The sequence below is a fragment of the Tritonibacter sp. SIMBA_163 genome, assembly GCF_046535935.1.
GTDB lineage: Bacteria > Pseudomonadota > Alphaproteobacteria > Rhodobacterales > Rhodobacteraceae > Epibacterium > Epibacterium scottomollicae.
Genome location: NZ_JAWJBP010001422.1, coordinates 1 through 233, shown reverse-complemented (window position 1 = coordinate 233; position 233 = coordinate 1). Strand labels below are relative to the sequence as shown.

Genomic DNA, 233 nt, shown 5'->3' with positions numbered 1-233 from the left:
ATCGTCGCTGTCGTCGGTTGGCCGGGCGACGCTCACCATTTCGGCCATGGCCAGGATTTTTTCGAAGCGGTTGAGAATGAACGGGCTTCTGTCGGCCAGTCTCGGGTCCTGCTTCTCGCGATTGGCGATCTGCCGTCCGGTTTCGACGCCTTCGACCTTGCTGCCGGGTACCGGCTGGTCGTCACTGTCGCGCGGCGCGGTTTCCTCGCGCCTTATCAATTCCGGCCATAGCG

1 pseudogene is annotated in these 233 nt (G+C 62.7%); it reads right to left on the bottom strand.

The window, feature by feature from the left end:
• Positions 1-233, bottom strand: a pseudogene (locus tag R0J92_RS26985) (hypothetical protein); the annotation flags it as partial.